The sequence below is a fragment of the Aerococcus urinae genome, from assembly GCF_001543175.1.
GTDB classification, from domain to species: Bacteria; Bacillota; Bacilli; order Lactobacillales; family Aerococcaceae; genus Aerococcus; species Aerococcus urinae.
In genome coordinates this window covers 528,472-551,156 of the sequence record NZ_CP014161.1, presented here as the reverse complement: position 1 = coordinate 551,156, position 22,685 = coordinate 528,472, and the positions used below count along the sequence as shown (strand labels likewise).

General features: G+C 43.2%; 16 protein-coding genes. 3 read left to right on the top strand and 13 right to left on the bottom strand.

The annotated features are described in order from the left end of the window. Positions 1-136 precede the first annotated feature (136 nt). A complete protein-coding gene (locus tag AWM73_RS02415) occupies positions 137-2,821 on the top strand; it encodes a YfhO family protein (protein WP_076340250.1) in 2,685 nt (894 codons plus the stop codon). A gap of 61 nt (positions 2,822-2,882) precedes the next feature. Here AWM73_RS02415 and AWM73_RS02410 read toward each other — a convergent pair whose 3' ends face one another. Then, positions 2,883-3,566, bottom strand: coding sequence for a class I SAM-dependent methyltransferase (locus AWM73_RS02410; RefSeq protein ID WP_286057900.1), 684 nt, complete (start codon positions 3,564-3,566; stop codon positions 2,883-2,885). Between the two features lie 177 nt (positions 3,567-3,743). On the opposite strand from AWM73_RS02410, the gene AWM73_RS02405 reads away from it, so the two are divergent. Then, entirely contained in the window at positions 3,744-4,646 is a 903-nt protein-coding gene (locus AWM73_RS02405) for a DUF1189 family protein (protein WP_060777927.1), read from the top strand. Positions 4,647-4,672: 26 nt separating this feature from the next. Here AWM73_RS02405 and AWM73_RS02400 read toward each other — a convergent pair whose 3' ends face one another. After that, the gene (locus AWM73_RS02400; protein ID WP_060777926.1) at positions 4,673-6,022 is read right to left on the bottom strand and encodes a DEAD/DEAH box helicase; all 1,350 of its coding nucleotides are present in this window, start codon (positions 6,020-6,022) and stop codon (positions 4,673-4,675) included. Positions 6,023-6,206: 184 nt separating this feature from the next. Here AWM73_RS02400 and zwf point away from each other — a divergent pair, with 184 nt between their 5' ends. After that, on the top strand, positions 6,207-7,664 hold the full coding sequence (gene zwf / locus AWM73_RS02395) for a glucose-6-phosphate dehydrogenase (protein ID WP_060777925.1): 1,458 nt from the start codon (positions 6,207-6,209) through the stop codon (positions 7,662-7,664). Between the two features lie 565 nt (positions 7,665-8,229). On the opposite strand, the gene AWM73_RS02390 is transcribed toward zwf, so the two are convergent. The 11 genes from AWM73_RS02390 to AWM73_RS02340 form a co-directional block, all read right to left on the bottom strand. Continuing rightward, positions 8,230-9,192, bottom strand: coding sequence for a DHH family phosphoesterase (locus AWM73_RS02390; RefSeq protein WP_060779048.1), 963 nt, complete (start codon positions 9,190-9,192; stop codon positions 8,230-8,232). 30 nt (positions 9,193-9,222) lie between these two features. Continuing rightward, complete coding sequence (locus tag AWM73_RS02385) at positions 9,223-10,536, bottom strand: DRTGG domain-containing protein (RefSeq protein WP_060777924.1); 1,314 nt, start codon at positions 10,534-10,536, stop codon at positions 9,223-9,225. Between the two features lie 19 nt (positions 10,537-10,555). Next, entirely contained in the window at positions 10,556-11,674 is a 1,119-nt protein-coding gene (dinB, locus tag AWM73_RS02380) for a DNA polymerase IV (RefSeq protein WP_060777923.1), read from the bottom strand. 120 nt (positions 11,675-11,794) lie between these two features. Beyond that, a complete protein-coding gene (locus AWM73_RS02375; protein WP_060777922.1) occupies positions 11,795-12,088 on the bottom strand; it encodes a post-transcriptional regulator in 294 nt (97 codons plus the stop codon). Positions 12,089-12,090: 2 nt separating this feature from the next. Next, entirely contained in the window at positions 12,091-12,474 is a 384-nt protein-coding gene (gene yajC, locus AWM73_RS02370) for a preprotein translocase subunit YajC (protein WP_060777921.1), read from the bottom strand. A 37-nt stretch (positions 12,475-12,511) separates the two neighbouring features. Then, on the bottom strand, positions 12,512-13,651 hold the full coding sequence (gene tgt / locus AWM73_RS02365) for a tRNA guanosine(34) transglycosylase Tgt (protein ID WP_060777920.1): 1,140 nt from the start codon (positions 13,649-13,651) through the stop codon (positions 12,512-12,514). A 197-nt stretch (positions 13,652-13,848) separates the two neighbouring features. Further along, positions 13,849-16,467, bottom strand: coding sequence for an ATP-dependent chaperone ClpB (gene clpB, locus AWM73_RS02360; RefSeq protein ID WP_060777919.1), 2,619 nt, complete (start codon positions 16,465-16,467; stop codon positions 13,849-13,851). A 191-nt stretch (positions 16,468-16,658) separates the two neighbouring features. After that, complete coding sequence (locus AWM73_RS02355) at positions 16,659-19,277, bottom strand: ATP-dependent Clp protease ATP-binding subunit (protein WP_060777918.1); 2,619 nt, start codon at positions 19,275-19,277, stop codon at positions 16,659-16,661. Positions 19,278-19,379: 102 nt separating this feature from the next. Further along, positions 19,380-20,597 (bottom strand): dihydrolipoamide acetyltransferase family protein, encoded by a 1,218-nt coding sequence (locus tag AWM73_RS02350; protein WP_060777917.1) that lies wholly within the window; start codon positions 20,595-20,597, stop codon positions 19,380-19,382. Positions 20,598-20,611: 14 nt separating this feature from the next. Further along, positions 20,612-21,643, bottom strand: a complete 1,032-nt coding sequence (locus AWM73_RS02345) for an alpha-ketoacid dehydrogenase subunit beta (RefSeq protein ID WP_060777916.1) — start codon at positions 21,641-21,643, stop codon at positions 20,612-20,614. 33 nt (positions 21,644-21,676) lie between these two features. Continuing rightward, positions 21,677-22,681, bottom strand: a complete 1,005-nt coding sequence (locus AWM73_RS02340; RefSeq protein ID WP_143238437.1) for a thiamine pyrophosphate-dependent dehydrogenase E1 component subunit alpha — start codon at positions 22,679-22,681, stop codon at positions 21,677-21,679. Positions 22,682-22,685 lie beyond the last annotated feature (4 nt).

Sequence of the window (22,685 nt, the reverse complement as noted above, 5' to 3'; positions counted from 1 at the left end):
ATGATTTTGTCTGACTGAAAGTAGACTTTTATAAATTCTTTGAAAGATCTCTTGACCTGGCCATGTTCTGATAAATTAATTTGTGCTAAGCTAAGGTGAAATCAAGCATCTTTAAGGAGTTAGCACGGTGTCTTTAATGAAGAATTTTTCCAAAATGAATGCAGTTAAACGGTCGCTCTTATTAGCGGCAGGCCTCCCAGTTTTAATCCTGGTCTTTATTTACCTGTTTCAGGGTATCTTTCCCTTTGGCAATCAGACGATTTTAACTGTGGACTTAGGCCAGCAATATATTGATTTCTTCCAATATTACCGGGAGACCCTGCTAGGCAATTGGCAGCAAATCTTCTACTCTTTCCAAAAGGGAATGGGAGGAGAGATGGTAGGAACTTGGACTTATTATTTAATGAGTCCCTTTAACCTCCTACTCCTCCTCTTTCCCCAAAAAGCCCTCCCCATAGCCTGTGTCTGCCTGGTCCTAGCCAAGAGCGCTGCTGCTAGTACCAGTTTTCTCTGGCTACTTTACAAAAATTATGGCGACCACGGCCCCTTGACCATCAGCTTTGCCTGTTTCTATAGTTTAATGGGCTATTTTTCCGCTAACCAACTCAATATCATGTGGTTAGATGGCCTGGTTTTTTTGCCTTTAATCATCCTAGGCATCCTAGACCTTATCCACCACAAAAGGAGCACTTATTATATCATTAGCCTGGCTCTCTTATTGATAGCCAATTATTATATCGGTTATATGGTTTGTCTTTTTGCTGTGCCCTTCTTTCTTTATGAACTCTTTGGCGCCCAATTTACCAAGAAGACTAAACAAGCGAGATTCTCATTAAAGCAATATTTTACTATAGGACTGCGCTTTATTTTGTCCTCTTTGGCAGCAGCCGGACTAGCGGCTTTCACCCTTATTCCGACCTACTTTGCCCTGGCTCAAAGTAAAGGCAGCTACCAAGAGCTTCATTTTGACTGGTCCTTTGCCTATCCACTCTGGCAGGTTATCAGCAAACTGGTGGTCGGTCCCTTTAACTTCGACCAAATGCCGGAGGGTTTACCTAATCTCTTTGTCCCTTCCCTGGCTATTTTAGCGGCCCTGGTGTTTTTTCTGCAAAAGCGGTTCAGCTGGCAGGAAAAACTGATGAGCTTTTTGGTCTTAGCTTTCTTACTCTTATCCATGAATGTTAAAGCCCTAAATTTAATTTGGCATGGTTTTCAGTATCCCATCTGGTACCCCTACCGTTTTTCTTTTGTCTTTTCCTTTTTCCTCCTTTACCTAGCTTATCGGACTTTAAGGCAAGTAGAGCCTCTAGGCAATCAGCCAGCCATTGTGACCCTGTGCCTGGTTGGATTATCCACCCTAACCTTGGCCTTACACTACCAAGATTTTTCTTATATTAGTCCTAATACCCTACTTTTCTCAACGATAGCTTTTGTGTTTAGTTTTTTTGGCCTTTACTATCTCAGTCATTCCAGTAAGAAAATGGCTCCCTTGCTACTCTTGTCTGCCTTGGCTTTGATTGAGAGCATGACCAATACTGCTTTAACCTTAAACTCTATTTCTTACCTTAACTATGACAGCTATGCCCAGTATTTAGAAGTCAGTCAACCGCTTTTAACTCGTTTGCAGGACGATTCCGGCGAGGATTTCTACCGCATTGCTAAGACCTTTCAACGGACTAAAAATGACCCCATGCAATTGTCCTACTATGGATTAGACCATTTTAATTCAACCATTGAAAGATCGACCACCGAACTTTTTAAAGCTTTGGGCCAACCGACAACCACTGGTTCAGTCAATTACTCGAATGGCAGCCTGGTCACCGATAGCCTCTTTAATGTCAGATATCTGATCAATAGCCAAGTCCAAAGCCAAAAAGAGGTCGAAGATAAGGCCTATGAGCGCCGCTTAGTTAGCCATCGCCCCGATTTTAACCATTATCCTTTAGTTGACCAGGTCCAAGGTTTTTCGGTTTTTAAGAACCCTTACGCCCTGTCGCTCGGCTTTCTGGTCGATGAAGCCATCAGTCAAATGGACTTGAAGCCTGACCAACCGATCGATAACCAAGATAAACTCTTGGCCTATCTCAATGATCAAGACAGTCGAGCTACTAAGGACAGCTATCTGGATTTCTTCCGGGTCAGGGACTTTAAGCGCATGGATTTAACTAATCTAGAAAGTGATGACCCCAGTCGGATTAATACCAGCTACCATAAGACGAACCTAGAAAGTAAAAGTTTTATCGACTTTACTCTAAAGATTGATAGCAAGCAAGCCTACTACTTGACTGTACCAGGGGATTTATCGGAGGAGGATGTGACTTATTACTTGGATGGCAAAAAGCTAAATTATGATAAAAGTTACAATTCCACCCAAGTCTTTAATATCGCCAACCAATCCAGCCCGGGGGAAAGAATTTTTACCATCGAGGTAAAAGCGGATAATATCAACCTTTCCCAGCTCAACCTCTATTCCTTAGCTAACCAAACTTTCGACCAAGTGATAAATAGCGTGGCGGATAAAAAACTACATATTGACCACTTTGCTGATAACCACATCAAAGGAAGCTTTGAAGGCAAAGCGCATGACCAAGCTCTCCTCCTTACCATCCCCTATAATGAAGGCTGGCGGGCCCAGGTCAATGGTAAAAAAGTCAATTTGGAACCGGTTTTAGACCGGAGTATGATGGTCATTAAAGAAATCCCTCAAGGAGAAAATCAATTAGAACTCCGTTTTCGTCCCCAGGGATTATCCTTAGGTGTGGCTATTTCCTTAGCCCATGTCCTTGTTTTGTGGTCGCTTTACCGAAGCAAACGGAAATAATACAATTAGAAAATGCATCCAATCATCATTTTGAAAGGATGCATTTTTTGCTTGATGAGTATTATTTCTCACCAGCTTTTTGCCAGAGCACACAGGTGAAACTGGGGCTGGCGGATTTAGCATACTTGGCTTCCTGACTGGCTAAATCAAGGTCAACATCAGGGTGAACAGGGAGATATAAGCCTTCGCGGTAGCCAAGCACCTGCTTAGGGTAATATTTTATAAAGTCTTGGCTATCTCGGAAATGGGCATAATTATAAATGGAGTCTTTTTTCTCTTGATAGTATTGCCCCCAGTCTCCAGACTGAGTAATGGAACCGATTAAAAGATAGCCACCCGGCTTTAATAAGTCAAAGCATGAAGCAATAAAGGCTTCTAAATCCTCAATAAATTCAATAGCGGTCATGGAAAAAATCAGATCAAACCTCTCCCTGGGGAAATCTAGGTGATTCATATCCATTTTTTGAAAGGTAATGGGCAGGTCCAGCGCCTCCGCTTTCCTTTTTGCTTCTTTTAACATTTGGCTAGAGATATCGATCGCTTGCACTTGAGCCCCCGCTTGAGCCAGGCGGACGCTATAATTGCCTGTGCCGCAACCTGCATCTAAGACCGACATGCCTGGATGAACATTAACTAATGAAAAAGCCAGTTTTGCTTCAATCTGATCGACAAAAGCCCCGACTTCCCCTTGGTACCAGCTATCATAATTTCCTGCTAGATCATCAAATAAGGCCATTGACTTCACCTCCTTTACTCAATATAGTTTATTTTATCCTATTTATTGATAAAATGGTGCTTGTAAGAACTTTTTAACCAGGCTAGAGTCTTTAAATATTAGTAAAAAAGCGATTTTCTAAGCGGACTCGGTTAATTTTTTGCTATACTAAACTGATGCAAAGACTGTTTAATGAGGAGGAAAATTTTGAAAACCTTACGTTTATTCTTTGATAGTATCTTTCGCTTTAAAGATACACTTGTGGCTTTTTATATGACTTTGAAGCATAAATTAGTCTACGTTTTATTATTGAGCCTAGTGATGACCCTACCGGCTATCCAACCCAGCTACCAGCTACTTCATACGGTGAGAGGCAATGGGGCCAGCATTATCCAATCCATACCCGATTTTACAATTGAAAATAACCAACTAGTCAGTGAAAAGGACCAGGCCTTTATCAATAAGACTGATTTCTTAAACTATGTCTATAACCCCAAGGACCAAATCAGTCAAGAAGACCTTAAAAAAATCGATTCATCAGCCCTAACCATTTATACCAACCCGAAAAATATCACATTCTCCTTTATGGGTCAGCAACAAAGCTTTCCTTATGCTGACTTTAGCACGGACTTAGATAGCCAAGGGCAAAAGCAAATCATCCAAAGCCTGACACAATTCCAACCTTGGGTCTATCTCTTAGTCTTTTTAGGGATTTTTCTATTTAATAGCTTACAGGTAAGTCTATTAGCCCTAGTAATTGCCTTATTTATGGCACCCATGGCCATTACCCGTAAATTGCAATTGACCCTCGGCAAGCGCTATAATTTTGCCTTAACGGCCATGACCTTCCCTCTAGTCCTTATCCAATTGGTTCATCTCTTTGGCTACCAGGTGACCTTTTCCTTTTACATCATCCTCTTTACTGCATTAGTTCGCATCTGGGCCTTTACCAAACAGATTAAAGTGGTAAAGATTGACCCTAAGCAATGGGACGCCAACAAAGATCAAGTGAAAAACGATAAGAACTTGGTAAACTTAGACAGACAAGAAGAAGAGACTAAGCGAGGCCAAAAAGATGACCCTGACCATTCTAATAAAAATGATGACTAAAAAATGCGCTCCAATGAGCGCATTTTTTAACGGTTGTTTTCTTTATTTTGCTTGCGTTTTTGTCGAGCGACTTGCCTTTGTTTTTTATTATATTTATCTCGTTTATAAGATTTAATTTGACGGTCAAGTTTTTTCTTATAACCGGGTTTAACTTTTCTCTTCTTATTGCGGTTTATCATTCCCCTAATGACATGGTCAGCTTCCTCTTGGTGGCGGCCTTTTCTTAACTGCCGTTCCTTATGGTCTTTAACTTCAACCCATTGACCGTTTTTAATGTCTTTCACCTCAAAGTGGATCCCACGATCTTCTAACCAGCCAATCGCTTTTTCTTGGTCAGGATGGTAGAAGGTCAAGGCAATGCCCTTCATTCCTTGCCGTCCCGTACGGCCTACCCGGTGGATAAAGAATTCTAACTCTTTAGGAATATCATAGTTAACCACATGGGAAACTCCTTCAATATCAATCCCACGGGCAGCTAAATCCGTAGCCACCACATATTGATAATCAAGGTGTTGGATTTGACGCATGACCCGCCGCCGTTCGCGACTATCCAGGTCACCGTGCAACTTAGCTACCGATAGCCCCCATTGCTTGAGTTTTAAATAGAGTTGGTCCACTTCCTCGATGGTATTAGCAAAGATAAGAACCAAGTAAGGTTCACCCATGGTTAAGGCTTGCTTGAGCAGATCATCTTTGGACCGCCCTCTTAAGGGGAGTAAGATATTGGTAATGGTTGGAGAAATCAGCTTTTCGTTGGCCACTTGGATCCATTCCGGATGTTCCAAGTACTTTCTAAGGAAGGGACGTAATTTCTCCGGGATGGTGGCGGAAAAGACGTAAATCTTCAAATCATCTGGCATCCGACTGGCGATTTGGTCCACCGTATGCAAAAAGCCCATATCCAAAGTCATATCAGCCTCATCCACCACAAAGTGTTCCACTTTATGGACATTGATCGATCCCTCAGTCACTAGGTCTAATAAGCGACCGGGAGTTCCAATCACCACTTGGGGATCTTGGTTTTCTAGGCGTTCTTTTTGCCGCTTGGTGTCAGTCCCCCCATAGGCTCTTTCAATATGAAAATCTACATCACTTTCACTAACCAGCTGTTGGGCGGTTTGATACAATTGGTCGGCTAATTCCCGGCTCGGTGCTGTAATGACTAATTGGGTATAATTAGCCGGTTTTAATTGGTCGATTAAGGGAAGCAAGAAGGCATGGGACTTGCCTGATCCTGTTTGACTTTGGGCAACTAGGCTTTTTCCTGCTTGAATAACGGGAATGACTTTCTTTTGAATCGGGGTAGGTTCTTTAAAGGCTAATTTCTCTAAGGCCGCCTCAATAAAAGGCTGGAACTGGTATTCTTTAAATGACATAAAATTCTCCTTTAGCTTTTAAGACTTAAGCGATGATTGTTAAATTAAAATACAGCTTGCCAAGCCGACGACTAGTGGTTATAATTTAGGGTTTATAAAGACCTGCTAGCCAGATTGCATTCAGCTGATAGACATTCTATAATAAAACCACTTTGAAAATGAAAAAATGAAAGGACTTATCACAATGGACCAACAAGTTTCGGGAATCATTGTTCTCTTCGGGGCATCCGGTGACCTTGCCCAACGGAAATTATATCCCTCTTTATTTCACCTCTACCAACAAGGCTGGCTCAGCCAGCGTTTTGCCTTGATCGGCACTTCTCGCCGCCCTTGGACAGATGAACACTATCATGAGATCATCGTTGAATCAATTATTAACTATACCAAGGATGAGAGTTTGAGAGCAGTAGCTGGTGAATTTGCCCAGCATTTTTATTATATCTCAAATGATGCTTCACAAACAGAGGATTATATCCTACTCAAGGACAAAATGCTAGACCTGCAAAAGCAATATCAAACTGATAAGAACTTTCTTTATTACTTATCCATTGCCCCTAGTCTCTTTGAAATCACCTCTCACCACTTAAAGAAAACCGGGATTATCGATATTCCAGGTAACCACCGGGTTATTTTAGAAAAACCTTTTGGTGTTGACCTGGCTTCTGCCCAATCACTTAATCAGGCCCTTAATATCTCCTTTGCAGAAAGCGATATTTATCGTATTGACCACTATGTTGGCAAGGAAAGTGTCCTAAATATTTGGGCAACCCGGCAGTATAATCCCTTTTTCGAAGCCATCTGGAACCACAACTATATTGACCACTTCCAAGTCACCCTGTCAGAAGATTTACCAGTGGGGAGTCGGGGGGGCTATTATGACCAAACTGGAGCCCTCTTAGATATGTTCCAAAACCATATCCTACAAGTGATCTCCTTTGTAGGCATGGACTTACCTAACTCTCAAGACGACCTCCATCCTAAGAAAGAAGCCTTTTTAAGAGAAATTCCTTCTTTTGACCTTGAAAGTGTCCAAACTAATATTGTCCGGGGCCAATATGGTCAAGCAAAAGATGGGAGTGAGCCGGCCTATCGCGACCTGGAAGGGGTTAGTGAAGACAGTAGTACCGAAACCTTTGTCGCTGGTAAGTTCCGTATCAACAATGACCGTTGGCAGGGAACACCCTTTTATTTCCGAACAGGTAAGGCACTCAGCAGCGGAAAATATACCACAGTTGAAGCGGTCCTCAAGGATAACTTGTCGACCTGCGATTCTCCTAACCGGATGACCTTTGTGATTACCCCTGAATACGGCTTAGAAGTCTCCATGAATCAAAAAGCCTTTAAAGGGGGCTTTAAACCGCAAACCATGCGCATGCTGCCTGATAAGGAAATCCTCGAATCACGGGTGGCCAGTGAATCCTACGAAATTCTCATCTACTACGCCTTCCTTGGTAATCAGATGCTATTTACGACTTGGGAGGAGCTCAAAGAACAATGGCGGATCGCCGACTCCATTAAGGATGCCTGGTTACAACTCGATCCCCCAGCCTTCCCTAACTATCCCGCCATGACCAAGGGCCCCGAAGCCGCAAAAGACCTGATCGAAAGCGACGGCCGCCGCTGGATCAACCCACAATACTAAAAAGAGTGCGACAGTCACAACAAAGGACGAAATCGCTGGAGAAAACTGGAATAAGCTCAGTGAGGCTGAGCGTTTTCAGTTTTTGAAGCGGACGTTCGTCCTGTGACTGGAGCAGGTTTGGAATAGAGTGTGACGGGTGCACTAAAGATCGATAGAGCTACGCATACTATATCTGTACGTCGCTTTGCTTCCTACAGCTATAGCAACTGGAGTTAAAGTGCAAAAATTCTTGAAAAGAATTTCTTGCGCTTTAGTGAAGTGGAGATCGATCTGCATCCGGAACAGGTTTGGTTAGGATGTGAGAATGCCACCAAAGGCTTGAATCGCTGGAGGAAAATACCATAAGCACAGAAATCTGTGCGTTGGCATTTTCTGAAGCGACTTCAAGGCGGCATTCGAACTCAACTAAAGAGTACGACAGTCACATCAAGGGACGAAAACACGTCATATACCATGTCTAAAAAGAGGCTGCAAGTCCATTTGCTTGCAGCCTTTTTAAAATACTAATAATTAATAAGAAAAATCACCGCCGAGGGGCGAATTTGTTTATTAGTTAAGACAAAATTTAGCCTTCATTGCCCTTTTCTTTTAAATAATTTTTAGCAGCTTCATTCAATTCTGCCACAATTTCTTGGCACTCTGCCTTGGAATAGGCATTGGCGCCTGATGCCTTGGCATGTCCGCCCCCTTCATGGCCCTCAGCCACTTGGTTGATGGCAGGCCCCTTACTGCGAATACGGCAGCGCATGGATCCATCGGCTTTTTCAACAAAGATTACCCAGGCCAGGACACCTTGGATCGATCCCGGTGTTTGCACAATATTATGGGATTCCGCCTCGGTTACTCCCAATTCCTTTAAGACTTCTTGGCTAATAAAGACCGCATTAACCAAACCATCTTCGCTTAATTTAAAGTTTTCTAGGACATAGCCTTTCAAGCGCGCTTGACCCATACTTTCGGTTAAGGAAGCCTGCATGCGTTCGCTAGCTGGGAAATCGTATTTGCGTAATTCGGTGGCAATGGCCATCGTTTTTACGGAAGTATTGTCGTATAGGAAACGTCCAGTATCGCCGACGATCCCTAAGAATAAATATTCTGCTCCTTGATCAGTCATAGTAAAGGTCTCCGGATGACTTAAGAGGATATCGGCCCAAATTTCACTGGCTGCACTAGCTTCTGGAAGGACATAGTTGATATCCCCATAAGAATCATGGTTAGGATGGTGGTCAACTTTAATCACCATTTTTGCCTTCTGATATCGTTGGTCATCAATGCGTTCGGTGTTAGCAGTATCATTAATAATCACTAAGGCTTCAGGGTATAGGTCATCAGGAATCTCATCCATTTGGCCAAAATTAGCCAGGGAAGGTTCATTTTCCCCAGCCGCATAGATCTTTTTCTTTGGGAAAGTAGCTTCTAAGACAGCCTTGAGTCCCATTTGTGATCCCAGGGCATCGGGGTCTGGGTTGACATGGCGGTGGATAATTATGGTTTCATAGTCTTTAATGGCTTGAATAATATCACTGATCACAAGTTTTCACTCTTTCTATATGGCTTCTTACTGTCTAAATAAGTTGACAGATATAATGGCTTGGGCAATATTTAATTGCTGGTAGTAGACTTTAATACTTATCTTACAATTTTGTCTACTATGGTAAAGCATTTCAGGGTAGATTTGAATGGATTTGTCGCAGTCAACAGCGGCAAAGTAATAGTAATTCATTGATTCAATAATAGCTAACTCCCCGATAGCGTCTTTTATATACCGGCAAGTTGCCACATTGATCAAGGTGGCTAGAAGACTCTCCGATAGGGTCCCCAGGTGGTTAGCAAAAGACCCATCACTTTGGAAGGTATAAAATAATTCCGACCGGTCACTGGCCGCACGTTTGAGCTTATCGTTTAATAGAATCTCTAAGCGGTAATCTTTGTAAGCAGCGTTTTCGTTAAACTGCATGGTATAGAGGACATCTTGCCGGGACATAATCCCCACTAACTTGCCCTGGTCATCGACCACAGGGGCCATTTCTAAATTATCCCACAGCATGAGCTGGGTGATACTGGCCACACTCATTTTTAATTTAGCTACCAAGGGCGAAGGGGTCATGACTTCAACAATGGGGGAATCCGCATTAGCATCGAGAATATCCTTAGCTGCAATGACCCCGACCACTTCATAGTTATGATTGAGGACAGGAAAACGCGTATGGTTACTCTCTTCATTCAACTGCCGGTAGCGGCTCACCTTGTCGTCCTGAAAGAGGAACTTGACCCGGTCTAAGGGGACATAAATATCTTCGACCAGGACAATATTTTGTTGAATTGCTCGCTCAACCAGGACCTTATTAATAATCTTAACCGTCGAATAGGAGTCAAAGCTCACGCCAAGCAAAGGAATTTGGCGTTGGTTAGCCAAGTCGACCATCCTTTGACTCGGGCTAAAGCCCCCGGAAATGATAACGGGAACATCGTGGGATAAGGCCAGTTCTTGAACATTGTCCCGGTTCCCCGTGATCATGAGTAGGTTAGGTTTCAAATAGCTAACAATCGAAGAGACCTTCATGGCTCCAATAATAAAGTCACGGATCATATAGTCCAATCCCTCTTCACCGCCAAAGACCTTAGCATTGGTCAAAGAGACGACTTCTCCTACTGACATAGCTTGGTATTTAGGACTTTCCGCCTCTTCAACCCGGACTGTCCCTACCCGGTCTATGGTTTGAACGAGGCCGCGGTTCTCCGCCTCCTTAATTCCCCGGTAGGCGGTCCCTTGGGACACGTCCAGGTTGCGTGCTAGACTCCTGACCGAAATGCTATGGTCAACTGGGAGGTCTTTGATATATTGAATTACTTGTTCATGCTTAGTAGTCATTTTTCTTCCTCTTCGTTAACTAATACAAGGGTAGCCGGATATTTTCAAAATCCACGGTTAATAAATCACTCAGGGTAATGCCTAATAATCGAACCCCCTGACTAACATCACCATACTGTTCCCACAAGTCTTGGGCATGAAAATAAATATCATCATAAGAATTAATCGGATCCTTCAAGGCCCGTTGGCGGGTGGTGGTTTCAAAATTGCCATAGCGGAATTTCAAGGTCACTGTTTGTCCTTGAATATTTTTGTCTTGCAGGCTATTAGCTACCTTCTGGGCAAGATGTCTTAAGACTTCATTAACTTGGTCATCATGATAAAGAAAGGGATAGAGGGTCGTTTCCGTGCCATTGGACTTACGACTAGTTCGTGCTTTAACGGGACGGTCATCCACTCCCCTAACCCGCTCATAGAGGACAATCCCCGCCTTACCGAAATGTTTAATACAATCTTCCTGAGACAATTCTTTGAGATCTTTTCCCTTATAAATATTTAACTCATGCATTTTTTCACTGGTACGCTTACCAATCCCGTAAAACTTTTCAATGGGGAGTTCTTCTAAAAAAGCAAGCGCCCGTTTGGGAGTAATGATAGTCATGCCATGCGGTTTATGAAAGTCAGAGGCTAGCTTAGCGATAAATTTATTATAAGAAACTCCAATACTACAGGTGAGCCCCAGTTTATAATAGATATCCTTTTGAATCCGTTCAGCCACGTCCATGGCGTAAAGGAGTTGGTAGTGATTGTTAGTCACGTCCAGAAAAGCTTCATCGATAGAGAGAGGTTCAATAATATCAGTATATTCACGGAAGATATCGCGGACGTCTTCACCGACTTTGCGGTAGTAGTCCTTATTGCCCTTAACAAAGTAAGCCTGGGGGCATAAACGGTAGGCCTCACTAGCACTCATGGCAGAATGCACTCCAAATTTTCGCGCTTCATAGCTCGCCGTTGCCACTACACCCTTGCCACTGTTTTCTTTAGGATGTTGGGCAATGATCACCGGTTTTCCCCGTAGGTGGGGATGGTCACGTTGTTCAATTGAAGCATAGAAGGCATCCATATCTACGTGAAGAATTTTTCTTGAAGGATCGATTTTGGGCTCCCTAAATTCTAAAACACCGATACGACGCATAAGTCACCTCCTCGTCTCCTTAATAAAATTATCATAGCATAAATTCGGTCCCTGCTTTCATGATGGCGCTCTTCCAAGCCAAAATAAAAAGGCTGAGCTCTCACCCAACCTGTTTAAGCATCACAATAGACTTTGGATATCGATGTGGTCTAATGAAGGAACATCATAGACCGTGGCCTCCAATTGCAAGTAATCAAAATATTGATTAATCGACAGTTGCTTAATGGCTTGCTTACGTTCCTGGTAAGAAGCCGGCAATTGGTGTTTCCAAGCAAAGTCAGTAAAATATTTTTCGACATCATGACGACTGATTTTTGGATAACCCGCTCGTTTAAACTCACGCGCCTTCTTTTGACAAAGCGGCTGAATTAATAAACTTTGCCATTTGGATAAGCTATTGTTCGTCTTCTTCACAATTATTGCTCATCCTCATCCTTGATTAGGATCGTATCTTCATCGGTAGTCACCACATCAACCGTTTCATCATCATTACTGTCCGCTTGAATATCTTCTGGCTCAGTCGGAGTTTGGCCAGTACCCGCTTGATGGTTTTTAATTTGAGCCACACTAGCGCGTTCAAAAACTAAGAAAACACCTTCAACGTCGATAGTTACGGTGTTATTCGTTTCATCAATTTCAGAAACTACCCCGTGTAAACCTGAAATCATCACCACTTCGTCACCAACAGTTAAGCTATCCATCATTTGCTTCTTTTGTTCTTGTTGCTTCTTGGCTGGACGAATCATTAAGAAATACATCATCGCACCAATAATAACAATATATAATAAAATACTTACCATAATTTATAACCTCCATCTATTTATTAACTCAATTATACTAAAAATTCTTAGGATTTTTCTTGTTTAAGCCATAACGTTCAAAAAAGTCTGCCTTAAATTCAAGTAAGTTATCCTCACGAATGGCTTGACGGACATTGGCCATGAGATCAGTCAGGAAGTGCAAGTTATGAATACTGGTCAAACGCGCCCCTAAGATCTCATTGGTATGGATCAAGTGTCTGATGTAGGCCCGACTATAGTTTTGACAGGTATAACAGGAACAAGCTTCATCTAAGGGTCTAAAATCACGTTTAAAAGTGGCGTTCTTTACTACTAAACGGCCTCGACTAGTCATACAGGTCCCATTACGGGCGATCCGGGTCGCAAGGACACAGTCAAACATATCTATCCCGCGAATAGCCCCTTCAATCAAAGCATCTGGGCTCCCCACCCCCATCAGGTAACGGGGTTTGTGGCTAGGCATAACTGGAGTCAAGTAGTCAAGGACTGCGTACATTTCTTCCTTAGACTCCCCTACTGAAAGACCACCAATAGAATAACCCGGAAAATCGAGATTAATTAAATCCTGGGCATGCTGGAGTCTTAAGTCCTTATAGCCACCCCCCTGGATAATTCCAAATAGGGCTTGGTCTCCCGGACGCTGGTGGGCCGCTAAGCCCCGTTCAGCCCAGCGGGTCGTACGATTAATACTATTCTTCATATAATCATAAGAAGCATCAAATGGAGGACATTCGTCCAAACTCATAATAATGTCTGCCCCTAAGTTATTTTCAATGGAAATCGCTTTTTCAGGACTTAAGAAAAGCCGGTGGCCGTTTAGGTGGCTTCTAAAATAGACCCCTTCCTCTTCCAGGCGGCGGATCTTAGTTAGCGAGAAGACCTGAAAACCTCCAGAATCAGTCAAGATAGGACGGTCCCAATTCATAAATTGGTGTAGACCGCCAGCTTCTTTAACGATATCATCTCCCGGGCGTAACCACAAATGGTAGGTATTGGAAAGAATGATTTCTGCTCCCAGGCCCTTCAACTCTTCAGGAGATAGTCCCTTGACTGTGGCTAGGGTTCCGACTGGCATGAAAATAGGTGTTTCAAATGACCCATGCGGCGTGGTCACCCGCCCTAAGCGAGCACCCGTGTGCTTTTCCGTTTTGATTAATTCATAAGTAAGTGCTGGCATTTCCTACACCTTTCTAGCTAAGAAAAAATAATGAACAAGACTATTTTAGCAAAGATTTCAGCATTTAACTAGGACTAGGCCAGTGAAAAAGGAAATTGTATTTACTAGGTTTTCCTCATAGCTAGTAATTAATAAAAGAGGCTGCGACTATGGTCACAGCCTCTCTCAGATCATTATTTTAATCGCTATTCATTAGCTTAGGCTTCTTTGATTTTTTCAAAGCTAGCCCGGTCTTGGTCCTTGTCATAGTCCACTTCAACCTCTTGGCCAGCGGCGACATCTCCGGCGATTATAGCGCGAGCCAATGGCGTTTCCACTTCATTGGTGATAAAGCGGCGGAGTGGACGAGCACCAAATTCAGGTTCATAAGCCGTCTCAGCAATCCAATCAATTAATTCATCGCTGAAGTGTAATTGAATGTGTTGGTCTTTGAGACGTTTATTGAGTCCGGCCAGCATCTTGGCAACAATCCCATGCATATTGTCTTGTGACAATGGCGTAAAGAGGATAATATCGTCAATCCGGTTAAGGAATTCAGGTTTGAAATAAGTATAGAGGCGGTCTTTAACCTTGTCTTGAGCCTCAGTAGATATTTCTGAAGTATTCCCATCTTTGGCATCTTCTAGGAGTATATCAGAACCGATGTTACTGGTCATGATAATAATGGTATTCTTAAAGTCCACTGTCCGGCCTTGACCATCTGTCAAACGCCCATCGTCAAGAATTTGGAGGAGGATGTTATAAACATCACTATGGGCTTTTTCAATTTCATCCAAGAGGACAACGGAATAGGGATGACGGCGGACTGCTTCGGTTAATTGTCCCCCTTCTTCATAACCTATATAGCCAGGTGAAGCCCCAACTAAACGAGACACATTGGCTTTTTCCATGTATTCACTCATATCGATACGGATCATGTTATCTTCAGAGTCAAAGATTTGTTCAGCTAAAGCCTTAGCCAGTTCAGTCTTACCTACCCCAGTTGGCCCTAAGAAGAGGAAGGAACCTAGCGGCCGGTTAGGATCTTGGATCCCTGCCCGAGAACGGAGAACCGTATCCGTTACGCTATTAACCGCTTGGTCTTGCCCGATCACCCGTACATGCAGGCGGTCAGCCAGGTCAAGTAATTTTTCCCGTTCATTTTGGGCTAACTTAGTCACTGGGATACCGGTTTGGCGAGAAACCACTTCTTCAATTTGGTCCTCGGTGACCGATTCTTGGACTAAACTTGGTTTACCACTAGCTTCAGTTTCGTATTTTTCTTCCATATCTTCTAATTCTTTAGCCAACTTAGGTAGAGTCCCATGTTGCAGTTGGGCAGCCTTTTCTAAGTCATAATTATTTTGCGCGATTTCAAGTTGTCGTTTAGCATCGTCAATTTCTTGACGTTTGTCTTGGATATGGCTGAGGGAGGCTTTTTCATCTTCCCATTCCAAGGTCAATTGGTTGGTCTTTTCACGGACTTCAGCCAATTCTTTTTGCAATTCTTCTAAGCGTTCCTTAGAAGCGGGGTCATCTTCCTCTTTTAAGGCTTCTTCTTCAATTTCTAATTGCAATTGACGGCGCCGTTGTTGGTCAAGTTCCGTTGGCATGGAATTCATTTCCACCCGAATCTCAGCGCTAGCCTCATCGACTAAGTCAATAGCCTTGTCAGGAAGATAACGGTCAGTGATGTAACGGTCAGATAATTCAGCTGCCGTCACCAAAGCTTGGTCATGGATTTTAACGTGGTGGTGGTTTTCAAAACTTTCTCTTAGGCCCCGTAAGATTGAAATAGTATCTTCAACGGTCGGTTCATTAACTAAAACCTTTTGGAAACGACGCTCTAAAGCCTTATCTGTTTCCATGTATTCACGGTATTCATCTAAGGTAGTCGCCCCAATACAGTGCAACTCACCACGGGCTAACATGGGTTTCAAGAGGTTACCAGCATCCATAGCCCCTTCTGCCTTACCAGCACCAACTATGGTGTGGATTTCATCAATAAAGAGGATGATTTCTCCGTCTGATTTCTTAATTTCATTAAGAACAGCTTTCAAGCGTTCTTCAAATTCTCCCCGATACTTAGCCCCTGCTAATAAGGACCCCATATCGAGAGAAAAGATAGTCTTATCACGTAGGTTACTTGGCACGTCACCCTTGACGATTCTTTGGGCCAAACCTTCGACAATAGCGGTTTTACCAACACCCGGTTCCCCAATCAGAACAGGGTTATTCTTGGTTTTTCTAGAGAGGATCCGGATAACGTCACGAATTTCATCGTCACGGCCAATAATGGGATCCATTTTCCCTTCTCTAGCAATCGCGGTTAAATCGCTCCCGTATTTCTCTAGGGAATCATAATTTTCTTCAGCGTTTTGTGAGGTCACGCGATCACCCTTTCTCAGGTCTTTGATTTTGTCCTTGACTTGGTCATAACTGGTATAAGATTTTAACCACTTAGTGAGGTCAAGATAGTTCAATTTAAACAGACTTAGTAATACAATTTCAGTAGACAAGTATTCATCTTGGAATTCTTTGGCCTCTTCTTGGGCGGTTTGCAATAATTCTGCTAGGGAACGGGAAATACTTTGTCCGTATTGCACATTGCTGCCATTGACAACAGCGATACTGTCCAGTTCACGGTCAAGTTCCTTATCGAGTTCATCCATAGGAATATTCATTTGATGATAAAAATTATAAGCAAATTGTCCAGGTTGTACTAATGCTTTGAAGAGATGCGGAATCGAGATTTCTTGATGATGTCTTGTCATCGCAATTTGTTGGGCATTTGCAAGAGCTTCTTGTAAACTTCTTGTCATTTCCATATTATTCATTCTCTTCGCTCCTTTGATTCATTCATTTTAAAGGTATCTTTTAACCTTTACATTGACTATTATAACATATTGGTCAGTATTGATCAACATATTTAGTCAAAGTTAGTCAAATTATTTATCAAAAATCCCCTGGAAAATGAAAAAAGAGCTGACCTTTAAGGCCAGCCCAAAGAAAAAGCTCCTTCTTAGCTTTACTTCACTTTAAAAATCACTTGCTCACTGTCTTTATCATAAGAGAGAGTCACTTGGTCTTGTGCTTGAATCTGTCCACTAATAATTCTTTCTGCTAGAGGCGTTTCCAGGTGTTTACGAATAAAGCGCTTTAAGGGCCGGGCCCCATACTCAGGTTGATAAGCTGATTCGGCTAAGCAATCCTTTAAGCCTTCTTGATAGCTTATGAAGATGTCTTGCTGACTTAAGCGGACTTTCAACTGGTCTAGGAGTTTCTCAACAATCGCCTCCATATCTTCTTTAGATAGGGCTGAAAAGAGAATGGTATCATCAATCCGGTTTAAAAATTCAGGTCGGAAATGTTCTTGGAGTTTCTTAGTTACTGCTTGACGAGCTTCATGCGATATCTCACTGTTTTTATGCTGAAGCATATCCGCAAGCAGAATATCCGAACCTAAATTACTGGTCATAATCAAAATAGTATTTTTGAAATCAATCACTTGACCCTGGTTATCTGTTAGCCGGCCATCATCTAGAATTTGTAATAAGAGGTTAAAGACATCCCGGTGAGCCTTTTCAATTTCATCTAAAAGAATAACCGCATAGGGTTGTCTACGAACTGCTTCCGTTAATTGTCCCCCTTCTTCATAACCAACATAGCCAGGAGGCGCCCCAACTAAGCGGGCCACACTATGCTTTTCCATATATTCACTCATGTCTAAACGGATGATTTTTTCTTCATCATTAAATAACTGGTCAGCTAGCGCTTTGGCTAGTTCGGTCTTTCCTACCCCTGTGGGACCAAGGAATAAGAAAGAACCAATCGGGCGGTTAGGGTCTTGGACATCAGCGCGAGAACGAATCACTGCCTGACTAACGGCTTGAACAGCAGGGTCTTGGCCGACAATACGTTGGTGTAAACGGCTAGCTAAGTGCATTAATTTTTTCCGTTCCTCTTCAGCCACTTGGGCAACAGGAATGCCGGTTTGACGCGCAATCACCTTGGCGACATCATTCTTTCTCACCCAAGGATCTAATAGGGCCTGGTCACCATCTTTTAGGACGGCTTGATAGTCTGCCTTCACTTTTTTGATTTTTTCTTCCAGCTGGGGAATGCTTTCCTCTTCTAAGACTTTCACCACTCGACTATCAAAGCTTTTTTGCGCCTGCTTCAGGTCTAAGTGGGCTTGAAAGAATTTTTGCCGGTAATCTTGCCAGTTTTTAAGCAAGGCTTTTTCTGCCTGCCACTGGTCATTTAAAGCAGTCTCTTTTTCTTGGGCCCTGGCTAAATCCTCTTTGACCTGGTTTACTTCATCATCCTGACCGCTTGAAGTGAGATGAGAATTAGCTAGAGTCAGCTCCAAATCATAGCGGTCTTGTCTAGCAGTTAATAAGCTAGCTGGTGCTTCTTTAAGAACCATACTTACTTCTGCACAAGCAATATCTAAGACATCAATAGCCTTATCCGGTAAATAGCGATCAGTCATGTAGCGATCACTTAAAGTCACACTTGCTTCGATGGCTTGATCTTCTATAAAAACGTGGTGGTAGCTTTCATATTGGGCCTGTAAGCCTTTGAGAATAGCCTGACTCTCAAATAAAGTCGGTTGTTCAACTAATATCCGTTGGAAACGACGATCAAGGGCGCGGTCTTTTTCGAAGTATTGGTGATACTCCTGATGGGTGGTCGCCCCAATACAGTGAATTTCACCTCGAGCTAACATAGGCTTGAGTAAGTTTCCAGCGTCCATAGCACCTTCTGTCTTTCCAGCTCCCACAATGGTATGGATTTCATCAATAAAGAGAATAATTTTTCCCTGTGAAGCCTTCACCTCATCAAGGACGGCTTTTAAGCGTTCTTCAAAATCACCACGGTACTTAGCCCCTGCAATCAAGGCCCCAATATCTAAGGCCATGACGATAGTTCCCTTTAAACTGGAAGGCAGCTTAGCTTCCTCAATATGCTGGACCAGGCCTTCGACTAAGGCAGTTTTACCTACTCCTGCTTCCCCGATAAGGAGGGGATTATTCTTTGTCCGCCGCGATAGGATGAGTACCATCTCAGCAAGTTCTTTTTCCCGGCCGATAATGGGATCCATTTCACCCGCCCGGTAGCTAGCATTTAAATTCCTAGCATACTTGGATATAGCGGGGAAGGATAAGTTCATATCGTCACTCTCAATTGTCCGCTTTTCCTGGTATTCGGCTAATTTTTTATGGGCACTGGCGCGGTTAACATAATTATTTAGCCAATGGGTCAATTCGTTGTTTTTAAGGTCGAATAGGGCCATTAAGAGGTCTTGACTAGTGATTTCATTGGCCTGGCGTTTTTCTCGGTAATTTTCTGCCCCTTGGAAGAGGTCGCCGACTTGTTTAGTGAATTGTTGGCCATAATTGAGATTTTTACCATAATCGCTACCTAAACGTGATAATTCGCGATTAATTTCTGCCTGCATGGCCTTCATTGGCACATTCAAGGACTTTAAAAAACGATAGGTAAAACTATCTTGATCCTCAATTAAATAGTTAAAAACATGGGCAATTGCAATATTTTTATGTTTTTTCTCAATAGCCAAATTTTCAGCTTCTTTTAAGGCCGCTTCAATATTTTCGGCTAAGCGTTTTTTATGATTAACCATTTTTCCCCTCCTTTACTCAGCTATAAATAAGAAGAAGGCTGCGACTCCTGTCCCAGCCCTCTCCTATTATCTCTGTTCAACTAATAGTCATTATGCTTATTCTTATAGCAGTAAACTATAAGGATTTTCTAGATAAGAAACAATTAGGTCTAAGAAAGCGCCAGCTGGATCACCATCTAGTAATTGATGGTCGAAGGTTAAACTTAATGGGAATTTACTTAACTCTACCACTTCGCCGTTTTCATCAAAGGCTAATTCTTTTTGGATGGCGCCTAGACCCAGAATACCTGCTTCTGGTGGGTTGATCACTGGGGTGAAGTATTCAACGCCTCGTCCTCCCATATTAGTAATGGAGAAGGTCGACCCTGAATAGAGCTCCCCTGGTAATTGGCCAGCCTTGGCTTGGCTAGTCACTTCATTAATCTTTTCACCTAACTTACTTAAACTGAGCCCCTGGGCATCTCTAATGACAGGAACCACTAGGCCATCAGCAACTGCGGTCGCCATTCCAATATGAACCGCTTCGTGTTGCTCCCATTGACCGTCATGATACCAACTATTCATTTCAGGCGTCTCTTCTAAGGCCTTAACAGCTGCCCGGGTAATTAAGGTGGTCCAGCCTAGTGCTGCCCCATCGTCAGCTTTAGACTTAATTTCTTGGCGCAGCTTGCTTAATTGGGTAACGTCTGCCTTACGATGTAAAGTCAATTGGGCAGTGGTTTGTAAGCTTTGGACCATCCGTTTAGCAATGGTCTTCCGCATACCTGGTAAACCTTGGCCAGCTTGACTAGTGGCCACTTGGCTAGGTTTAGCTTCAGGTTGATAGCGTTCGACATCACGACGGGTAATTCGACCATTACCACCTGTTCCTGGAATGTCCTCTATATTATAGCCTTTTTCTTCAGCTAATTTACGGGCTACAGGAGTGATAAAGATACGGTCGCCCTTAACGGCTCCTTGGCGTGCTTTGCTATCAGTTTTATCCTTGCTTGTTTCTTTTGGACTTTCTTTGCTACTGGAGCTGGATTCTGCTTCAGTTTCACTAGCCTCTTCAGTTGAGTCTTCAACTTCTACTACTTCACCGGCTTCCCCAATATAAGCCATGGCAGCCTTACATTTTAGGGTGTCGCCTTCATCAGCTAGAATTTTAATCACAGTTCCTGCTTCTGGGGCTTCCACATCACCAGATAATTTTTCTGAACTAATCGTTGCTAGGACGTCCCCTGAAGAAACTTCATCGCCTTCTTTAACATACCATTGTTCGATAGTTCCTTCTGTCATGGTGAGTCCTAATGTTGGCATTACTACTTCTGTCGCCATATATTTCCGCCTCCTTATGCTCTTAAGTCGTCAATAAGTTCAGCAGCTTCTTCAATGACCTTATCGGCATCAGGTAAATATAATTGTTCCAAGTTCACCGCAAAAGGTACCGGTACGTTAGGAGCACAAATACATTTAATTGGCCCATCAAGGTAATCGAAGGCCTTGTCACTCACCACCGAGGCAATATCGGTTGCTGTATTATTGTGTGGGTTGGATTCATCAATAACAATTAGACGACCGGTTTTCTTCACTGATTCAATCACAGTTTCTTGGTCCCAAGGGGCAACTGTTCTGAGGTCAATGACTTCTACTGAAATACCGTCCTCAGCCAAACGTTCAGCAACTTCTTCCGCTACAAAGAGCATTTTACCAATCGTCACAATGGTTAAGTCATCCCCTTGGCGGTAAACATTGGCCTTACCAATTGGGATGGTATAGTATTCTTCTGGGACCTCACCCTTTTGGCCATAAATGGTCTTGTCTTCAGAAAAGACCACAATATTATTGTCTTCAATTGACGCTAAGAGTAAGCCCTTAGCATCATAGGGTGTGGCAGGAACAACCACTTTAATTCCTGGAATGGAACCAAAGATCCCATAATAAGAGCCTGAGTGTTGGGCAGCTGCACTCGCTCCAGCCCCATGCATGGTCCGAACTACCATTGGAATCTGTGCCTTACCACCAAACATATAGCGCATTTTTGACCCTTGGCCTAATAAGGAGTCTAAACAGAAACCGATAAAGTCGTTAAACATTAATTCAGGAACAGGACGTAAACCAGTGGCGGCCATCCCGACTGCCGCAGCCATATAACCCATTTCTGATAAGGGGGTATCAATGACACGATCTAAACCGTACTTAGGTCCCAAACCCTTGGTAACCCCCATAACGCCACCCCAGGCATCCTCATTTTCTTCAGCTAAATGGTCAACTTCACGACCACCCGCAATATCCTCTCCTAAGAGGACAACGCGGTCGTCTTTTTCCATGGCTTGGTCTAAAGCTTCATTAATTGCGGTCATAAAGGCAATTTCTCTACTCATATTAAAGTCTCCTCTCTCAGCTAAATCCTCAGATTAGTCAGCGAAAACATCGGTTAATAGGTTTTCAGCAGCCGGAATTGGACTTTCTTTAGCATATTCCACTGCGTCTTCCACATCTTGTTTGGCTTGGGCTTCGATTTCTTCTAATTCTTCTTGACTGGCCAAGCCATGTTCAATGGCATAGTCTTTAAAGACTTGGATAGCGTCACGGTCAGCCCATTCTTTTTCAGGACCAGAGAGGGCTTTATATTTTTGTTCGTCACCCTCAAAGTGACCATAGTTTCGGTAAGCCACACATTCAATTAATGTTGGCCCCCCGCCTTGACGCGCCCGGTCAATAGCTTCACCAGCTGCTTCATAAACAGCCATCAAATCTTTTCCATCGACACGGACTCCTGGCATATTGTAGGCTGCTGCCCGTTCAGCGATGGTTTCCGAACCGGATGAATACCATTGTGGGGTCGATTCCGCAAAGAAGTTATTTTCATTAACGAAAATAACTGGTAATTGCCAAATACTTGCCATATTTAAACACTCATGGAATAAGCCTTCATTAGAAGCCCCGTCCCCAAAGAAACAAACAGCTACTGAGTCAGTTTTTAGGTATTTATTACGCATAGCAGCGCCAACCGCTAGTCCGAATCCGCCACCAACCATACCGTTGGCTCCTAGGATCCCCTTATCGAGGTCAGCAATATGCATAGAGCCACCCTTACCTTTACCGAGACCAGTCTCTTTACCAAAGATCTCAGCCATCATGCCTTTAAGGTCGCCGCCCTTAGCCACACAGTGTCCGTGGCCCCGGTGAGTAGAGGTAATATAGTCATCATCAGTTAAGTGGGCACAAACACCACTCGCAATAGCTTCTTCACCAGCATACAAGTGAACAAAGCCAGGGATTTCCCCTTGGGCAAAGAAACGGTGGACAGTATCCTCAAAGTCTCGAATTTCGTTCATCGTTTTATAGATCGCCTTGGCCTTATCCGGACTCATGGCTTTAACTTCAACATCAGAGGCAGTTTTAATATCGGTCGCCATCCGT

What these genes read in the sequence shown, in the direction of transcription:
- AWM73_RS02415 (WP_076340250.1), top strand. Translation starts at nt 137, where the DNA reads ATGAAGAATTTTTCCAAAATGAATGCAGTTAAACGGTCGCTCTTATTA.
- AWM73_RS02400 (WP_060777926.1), bottom strand. Translation starts at nt 6,022, where the DNA reads ATGTCATTTAAAGAATACCAGTTCCAGCCTTTTATTGAGGCGGCCTTA.
- zwf (WP_060777925.1), top strand. Translation starts at nt 6,207, where the DNA reads ATGGACCAACAAGTTTCGGGAATCATTGTTCTCTTCGGGGCATCCGGT.
- AWM73_RS02385 (WP_060777924.1), bottom strand. Translation starts at nt 10,536, where the DNA reads ATGACTACTAAGCATGAACAAGTAATTCAATATATCAAAGACCTCCCA.
- dinB (WP_060777923.1), bottom strand. Translation starts at nt 11,674, where the DNA reads ATGCGTCGTATCGGTGTTTTAGAATTTAGGGAGCCCAAAATCGATCCT.
- yajC (WP_060777921.1), bottom strand. Translation starts at nt 12,474, where the DNA reads ATGGTAAGTATTTTATTATATATTGTTATTATTGGTGCGATGATGTAT.
- tgt (WP_060777920.1), bottom strand. Translation starts at nt 13,651, where the DNA reads ATGCCAGCACTTACTTATGAATTAATCAAAACGGAAAAGCACACGGGT.
- clpB (WP_060777919.1), bottom strand. Translation starts at nt 16,467, where the DNA reads ATGAATAATATGGAAATGACAAGAAGTTTACAAGAAGCTCTTGCAAAT.
- AWM73_RS02355 (WP_060777918.1), bottom strand. Translation starts at nt 19,277, where the DNA reads ATGGTTAATCATAAAAAACGCTTAGCCGAAAATATTGAAGCGGCCTTA.
- AWM73_RS02350 (WP_060777917.1), bottom strand. Translation starts at nt 20,597, where the DNA reads ATGGCGACAGAAGTAGTAATGCCAACATTAGGACTCACCATGACAGAA.
- AWM73_RS02345 (WP_060777916.1), bottom strand. Translation starts at nt 21,643, where the DNA reads ATGAGTAGAGAAATTGCCTTTATGACCGCAATTAATGAAGCTTTAGAC.
- AWM73_RS02340 (WP_143238437.1), bottom strand. Translation starts at nt 22,681, where the DNA reads ATGGCGACCGATATTAAAACTGCCTCTGATGTTGAAGTTAAAGCCATG.